This is a genomic window from Caulobacter sp. SSI4214, from assembly GCF_012184455.1.
In the GTDB taxonomy this organism is placed as follows: domain Bacteria; phylum Pseudomonadota; class Alphaproteobacteria; order Caulobacterales; family Caulobacteraceae; genus Caulobacter; species Caulobacter vibrioides_E.
In genome coordinates, this window is the sequence record NZ_SZWJ01000017.1 from 64,019 (window position 1) to 70,450 (window position 6,432).

A 6,432-nucleotide genomic window follows, 5' to 3' on the forward strand; every position below is an offset into this window, starting at 1 on the left:
CTTTCGCCGAGAGGAATCATGCCGGACCCACGTTTCTTTGACAGCCTGGGTCCGGCAGCGCTTTCCGACTTGGCCCGGGCCGGCGCCGCCGAACTTGCGGACGCCGCCTTGGCCGACCGGTCGATCGCCCACGCCGCGCCCCTGGACGCCGCCGATGATCGGGCGATCACCTTCTTTTCCGACGCCAAGCGCAAGGACGCCGCCGCGACCACGCGGGCCGGGGCGTGCTTCGTGCGTCCCGAGCATCGCGATTTCCTGCCGGCGACCTGCGCGGCCCTGATCACCCGGACGCCCCAGGCGGCCTGGGCGGCGGCGGTCGATCGGCTTCACGCGCCGCGTCGTCACGAAGCCGCCGCCGCCGCGATCCATCCGGAGGCGGAGCTGGAAGATGGCGTCTTGCTCTCGCCGGGCGTGACGATCGGCCAGGGCGCGCGGATCGGGCGCGGAACGCGGATCGGACCCGGCGTCGCCATCGGGCCAGGGGTCTTGATCGGACGCGATGGCGTCATCGGTCCCAACGCCGTCATCGGCTTTTCGCTGCTTGGCGATCGCGTGACGATCTCGGCGGGCGCCGTGCTGGGCGAGGCGGGCTTTGGCGCCGCGCCGGGCCCGCGTGGCATGGTCGACCTGCCGCAGCTGGGGCGGGTGGTGATCCAGGACAACGTCACGATCGGCGCCAATAGCTGCGTTGATCGCGGCGCCTTCGCCGATACGACCATTGGCGAGAACACCAAGATCGACAACCTGGTGCATGTCGCGCACAACGTCCGTATCGGGCGTAATTGCGTCCTGGCGGCCTATACCGGGCTGTCGGGCAGCACGGTCGTCGGCGACGGCGTCGCCTTTGGCGGCAAGGCCGGCGTGGCCGACCACTTGAACATCGGCTCGGGCGCGAGCATCGGGGCGGCCGCCTCGGTGTTCAAGGACGTGCCGGAAGGTGAAACTTGGACCGGCTTTCCGGCGCGGCCGCTCAAGCGGTGGCTCCGGGAGACGGCATGGCTGTCGCGCATGGCGGGCGGTCGAGGGACGAGGGGCTAGAGCCAATGACCGAGAACGCCGAGCAAACGGTGCGGACCGACATCGATATCGCGGAAATCCTGGCGCGCATCCCGCACCGCTATCCGTTCCTGCTGGTCGATCGCGCCGAGGACTACAAGCCTCACCAGTCGATCGTCGGCATCAAGTGCGTGACCGTGAACGAGCCCTTCTTCCAGGGCCACTTCCCAGGCAATCCTGTGATGCCGGGCGTGCTGATCATCGAGGCCCTGGCGCAGACCGGCGCGGTCCTGATGAGCAAGTCCCTGGAAGTCGACACCGAGGGCAAGACCATCTTCTTCATGTCGGTCGACAACGCCCGGTTCCGCAACCCGGTCCGGCCCGGCGACGTGATCCGGATGGAAGTCGAGGTGCTGCGCGCGCGCTCGTCGATCTTCAAGTTCAAGGGCGTCGCCAAGGTCGGCGACAAGGTGGCGGCCGAGGTCGAATTCGCGGCCATGGTCGTCGAGACGGGTCCGAAGGCATGACCATCCATCCGACCGCCATCGTCGCCCCGGAGGCCAAGATCGACCCGGACGTCGAGATCGGGCCCTATAGCATCGTCGGCCCCGACGTGACCCTGTGCGCGGGCGTGCGCCTTCTGTCGCACGTGGTGGTGGAAGGCGTCACGACGCTGGGCGAGGGTTGCGTCGTGCATCCGTTCGCCAATTTGGGCGGTCCGCCTCAGCACCTGGGCCACAAGGGCGAGCGCACCGAGCTGCTGATCGGGCCGCGCAATATCATCCGCGAGCACGTGACGATGCATACCGGCACCGCCTCGGGCAAGGGCGTGACCACGATCGGCTCGGACGGTCTCTACATGGTCGGTTCGCACGTGGCGCACGACTGCGCCGTCGGCGACTTCGTGGTGCTGGCCAAGGGCGCGACCCTGGGCGGCCACGTGGCCATCGGCGACTATGTGTTCATGGGCGGCCTGGCCGCCGCGCACCAGTTCTCGCGCATCGGCCGCTACAGCTTCATCGGCGGCCTGGCGGCGGTGACCAAGGATGTCATTCCGTATGGCTCGGTCTGGGGCAACCACGCCCATCTCGAAGGCCTGAACCTGGTTGGCCTCAAGCGCCGGGGCTTCTCGCGCGAGACGATCAACGCCCTGCGCGCGGCCTACCGTCTGATGTTCGCCGACGAAGGCACCTTCCAGGAGCGCCTGGACGACGTGGCCGAAACCCATGCGGCGATTCCGGAGGTGATGGAGATCGTCGACTTCATCCGCGCCGACGCCAACCGTCCGCTCTGCCTGCCCGAGCGCGAGTTCTAGGGGCCCGCGATGCGCAAGCTGGGACTGATCGCGGGCGGCGGGGACCTTCCCGTCGAACTGGCGGCCCGTTGCGAGGCCGCCGGCCGCGCCTTCGCGGTCATGCGGCTGAAGAGCTTCGCCGACCCCGTCTTGGCCCGCTATCCGGGCGTCGAGGTCGGCATCGGCGAGTTTGGCAAGGTGTTCAAGGCGCTGCGGGCCGAGGGCTGCGAGGTCGTGTGTTTCGCGGGCCAGGTCAGCCGCCCGGACTTCTCGGCCATGATGCCCGACGGGCGGGGCCTGAAGGTTCTGCCCAGCCTGATCGTCGCCGCCCGAAAGGGCGATGACGCTCTGCTGCGCCGCGTGCTGGATGAGTTCGAGAAGGAAGGCTTCGAAATCGAGGGGGCCCATGAGGTCAACGGCGAGATGACCCTGCCGCGCGGACGGCTGGGCAAGATCTCGCCCGACGAAGCCCACATGGCCGATATCGACAAGGCGCTGCATGTGGCCCGCGAGAGCGGTCGGCTCGACATCGGCCAGGGCGCCGTGGTCTGCGACGGCTTGGTCCTGGCTGTCGAGGCGCAGGAGGGCACCGACGCCATGCTGCGCCGGGTGGCCGAACTGCCGTTGGCCATTCGAGGCTCGGCCGAACGTCCCAAGGGCGTGCTGGCCAAGGCGCCCAAGCCGATCCAGGAGACCAAGGTCGATTTGCCGACCATCGGCGTCGCCACCCTCCAGCGCGCCGCCCGCGCGGGCTTGGCCGGCGTCGTCGGGGAGGCGGGTCGTCTGTTGGTGGTGGACCGCGCCGCCGTCATCGCCTGCGCCGACGAACTGGGCCTCTTCGTGCTGGGGGTCGACCCGCGAGACCTGCCGTGACCGCCCTGAAGATCATGCTGGTCGCCGCCGAGGCCTCGGGCGACGCCCTTGGCGCCGGCTTGGCCAAGGCCATGCGCGCGCGCCTGGGCGACCAGGTCAGCTTCGTGGGCGTGGGTGGCGCGCGGATGGCCGCACAGGGCGTGCAAAGCCCGTTCGACATTACCCAGCTGTCCATTCTGGGGTTGCTGGAGGGGCTGAAGGCCTATCCGAGGGTCTTGGCGCGCCTGAAGGACACCGTGGCCCTGGCGGCCCACGAAAAGCCCGATGTGGCGGTGCTGATCGATAGCTGGGGCTTCAACATCCGCCTGGCTCGCGCGCTGAGAAAGCTGGATCCTGGCCTGCCGCTCGTGAAATACGTCGCGCCTCAGGTCTGGGCCTATCGCCCGGGGCGCGCCAAGACCTTGGCCGCGGCGGTCGACCTGCTGCTGTCGATCCAACCGATGGACAAGCCCTTTTTCGACGCCGTGGACCTGCCCAACGTCTTCGTGGGCAATTCCGCCCTGGCCAAGCGCTTCGACAGCGCCGATCCAGGCCGGTTGCGGGCGGCGATCGGCGCTTCGCCCGACGACCAGATACTCTTGGTTCTGCCCGGCAGCCGTCCATCGGAGATCGAGCGGATCATGCCGGCCTTCGAGGACGCCGTGCGGCGACTGAAGGCGGATCGGCCTGACCTCTTCGTGGTCATTCCCGCCGCCTACACGGTGGCGGAGGCGGTGAAGGCGCGCGTGGCGGGCTGGCCCTTCCGCGCCCATGTGATCGAGGATGATCGGCTCAAGGACGACGCCTTCGTCGCCGGCGATGTCGCCCTGGCCTGCAGTGGCACGGTGACGACCGAACTGGCCCTGGCCGGCCGCCCGATGGTGGTCGGCTATAAGACCGGCGCGGTGACCTACGCCATTCTCAAGCGCCTGATGAAGCCGCGCTGGGTGACTCTGTTCAACATCGCCGCCGACCGGGCGGTCGCGCCGGAGTTCCTGCAGGACGCCTGCGAGGGCGAGGCCTTGGCCAAGGCCATCGCCGAGCGGCTTGATGATCGGGCGCTGCGCGAACGCCAGGCCGCCGAGCAGGACGCCGCCTTGGACAAGATGGGACGCGGAATGCCAGATCCCTCCGAGGCCGCCGCCGACGCGCTGTTGGACTTCCTGAGTGCTCGTCGTCCGTCAGGCCGCCTGAACGGCCCGATCCAGGGCGCGTAACAGGTCGGCGATGTCGATCGGCTTGGCGACGTGGTCGTCCATGCCGGCCTCCAACAGATGATCGACTTGGTGGCGCATGGCGTTGGCCGTCAGGGCGATGACCGGCGTGCGACGCAAGCCGCGCTCGGCCTCCAGACGCCGAATCTCCTTCAACGCCGTCAGGCCGTCCATGACGGGCATGTGGATATCCATCAGCACGACGTCCCACTGGCCATCTCGCCAAGCTTCCAAAGCCTTCGCGCCGTTATCGACCATGACCGGCTCGACGCCCACCTGGCGCAGCACGGCGCTCAGAACCAGCTGGTTGGTCGGATTATCTTCGGCGGCCAGCAAGCGCAGCGGCGGCGGGGCGGGCGGCGGTTCGGCCGCTTCGACCGGCGCCGCCGAGGCGATCTTGCGCAGCGGCGCCGAGACGGTGAACGCGCTGCCTTGGCCGGGACGGCTGAACAGGCTGACCTCGCCGCCCATGCCCCGGGCCAGCTCACGGCAGATCGCCAAGCCCAGGCCGGCGCCGCCGTGACGACGGGTGGCGATATCGTCCAGCAGCACGAAACGGCCAAACAGGCGTTCCTGCTCGCTCTCCGGAACGCCCGGACCGGTGTCGGCGACGGTGAGTTCAAGATGTCCGTCACGCCACGCGGCCGCGATCGACACGCCGCCGACCTCGGTGAACTTCACGGCGTTGGACAGAAGGTTGTGCAGAATCTGCCGCATCCGCCCTGAATCGCCCAGATAGACGCCTTCGGCCTCGGGTTCGATGGACAGGCCATGAGCCAGCCCCTTGCCCTCGGCCAGGGCGGCGAAGGTCTGGGCGCATCCTTCCAGCAGTTCGCGCAGGTCGAAGGGTTCGGGGCGAAGTTCCAGCTGACCGGACTCGATCCGCGCCAGGTCCAGCACGTCGTTGAGGATCTGAGTCAGCGCCTGACCGGAACGGCGGACCACCGTCAGCCTCTCGCGCTGTTCGGGCGACAGGGCGTCGGCCTCCATCACCTGGGTCATGCCCAGAATGCCGTTTAAGGGGGTGCGGATCTCGTGGCTCATCGTCGCCAGGAAGGCGGTCTTGGCCTGGTTGGCGGCCGCGGCCTCGGCTTCGCGCGCCTGCGCCAGGGCGGTGGCCTTGGCCATGTCCCGCACATCGACCTCTCGACGCAAGGCGTATTGCAGCACATAGGCGAAGAAGCAGAGAACGGCGATCAGCGATAGCGCTTGGAGCAGAGGCGACGTTGTCTCTAGCGTGCCGATGGCCACTAGCATGACGTGCAAAATCAACGCGCCCAAGGCTGCTCCGCCGATGCCCCGAGAGATGACGAACTCGGCCGTGCAGCTCAAGGCGATCGCGCCCATCATCGCCGCGCCCGCCAAGATCGACGTGCGCTCGCCATGAGCGATCAGCATCGCGGGCAAGGCGGCGTAGATGAAGGTGTAGACGAAGGTGAAGGCTATCATCGCCACCTCCAGTCCCCGGACATTATTTATCCGTACACGGATAAAGTGGCAAAACGCCTGATTGGCCGCGATCAATATGCTGACCGCGCCGAGCCAGATCAGGCTGGCGCGCGGCCCAAGCCAAGCGGCGGCGCCCGCGGCGGCTAGGAGGGTCATCGGCACGATGGAGAGGAGATCGCGACGGCGATGCTCCACGATGCTGCGCCAGCTCATGTTTCGACGACCTCGCCGGCGGACCGGGAACCACGCTTCCGAGCTTTTCCGAGATTTCTCGGACTAGCTGTAGAGGCCAACTTCGCGCGGGGATGGTTAACTCGCGGTTTACGCTCCGGTTCTAGCCTTGGGTTGGTCGTCCTCGTGGAGTCGTTGTCGTGGCCATAGACCCGACCACGCCCCTGATCCCCATCGTTCCACCCACCCCGGCTGGAACCGCGCCGGATTCTGTCGTTCTGCAGGCGGTGGCCCGCCAGGCGCTCGCGAACACGACCGCGCGGCTCGGTGAGATCGCCGGTCGTCCGGCGGCGACGGGCGCCCAGGGCCCCGGCAAAGGCGGCGTGAGGGTCGAGCAGGCTGGGCAGGCTCCGTCCCAAGATGGCGGGCCAGGTCCGGAACAGGCTATCGCCAAAC

Annotated in this window: 6 protein-coding genes and 1 pseudogene; 6 read left to right on the forward strand and 1 reads right to left on the reverse strand. The window is 68.2% G+C overall.

Going from position 1 to position 6,432, the window contains the following annotated elements; translation table 11 throughout:
- The first annotated feature begins 18 nt into the window (after window positions 1–18).
- From lpxD to lpxB, 5 genes are read left to right on the forward strand one after another with little or no spacing between them, the layout of a single operon-like run.
- Entirely contained in the window at window positions 19–1,038 is a 1,020-nt protein-coding gene (lpxD, locus tag FCU40_RS07520) for a UDP-3-O-(3-hydroxymyristoyl)glucosamine N-acyltransferase (RefSeq protein ID WP_168074071.1), read from the forward strand.
- A gap of 5 nt (window positions 1,039–1,043) precedes the next feature.
- Window positions 1,044–1,523 (forward strand): 3-hydroxyacyl-ACP dehydratase FabZ, encoded by a 480-nt coding sequence (fabZ, locus tag FCU40_RS07525; protein ID WP_004615211.1) that lies wholly within the window; start codon window positions 1,044–1,046, stop codon window positions 1,521–1,523.
- Entirely contained in the window at window positions 1,520–2,311 is a 792-nt protein-coding gene (gene lpxA / locus FCU40_RS07530; RefSeq protein WP_168074073.1) for an acyl-ACP--UDP-N-acetylglucosamine O-acyltransferase, read from the forward strand. The genes fabZ and lpxA overlap by 4 nt, the downstream gene beginning before the upstream one ends.
- A 9-nt stretch (window positions 2,312–2,320) precedes the next feature.
- Complete coding sequence (locus tag FCU40_RS07535) at window positions 2,321–3,163, forward strand: LpxI family protein (protein WP_004615214.1); 843 nt, start codon at window positions 2,321–2,323, stop codon at window positions 3,161–3,163.
- Between the two features lie 14 nt (window positions 3,164–3,177).
- Entirely contained in the window at window positions 3,178–4,359 is a 1,182-nt protein-coding gene (lpxB, locus tag FCU40_RS07540) for a lipid-A-disaccharide synthase (RefSeq protein ID WP_168074082.1), read from the forward strand.
- Here the strand turns inward: lpxB and FCU40_RS07545 are convergent.
- A complete protein-coding gene (locus FCU40_RS07545; protein ID WP_168074075.1) occupies window positions 4,324–6,018 on the reverse strand; it encodes an ATP-binding protein in 1,695 nt (564 codons plus the stop codon). The two genes, lpxB and FCU40_RS07545, sit on opposite strands and share 36 nt — an antisense overlap.
- A 158-nt stretch (window positions 6,019–6,176) precedes the next feature.
- Here FCU40_RS07545 and FCU40_RS23165 point away from each other — a divergent pair.
- Window positions 6,177–6,432: pseudogene (locus tag FCU40_RS23165) on the forward strand (flagellar hook-length control protein FliK); the annotation flags it as partial.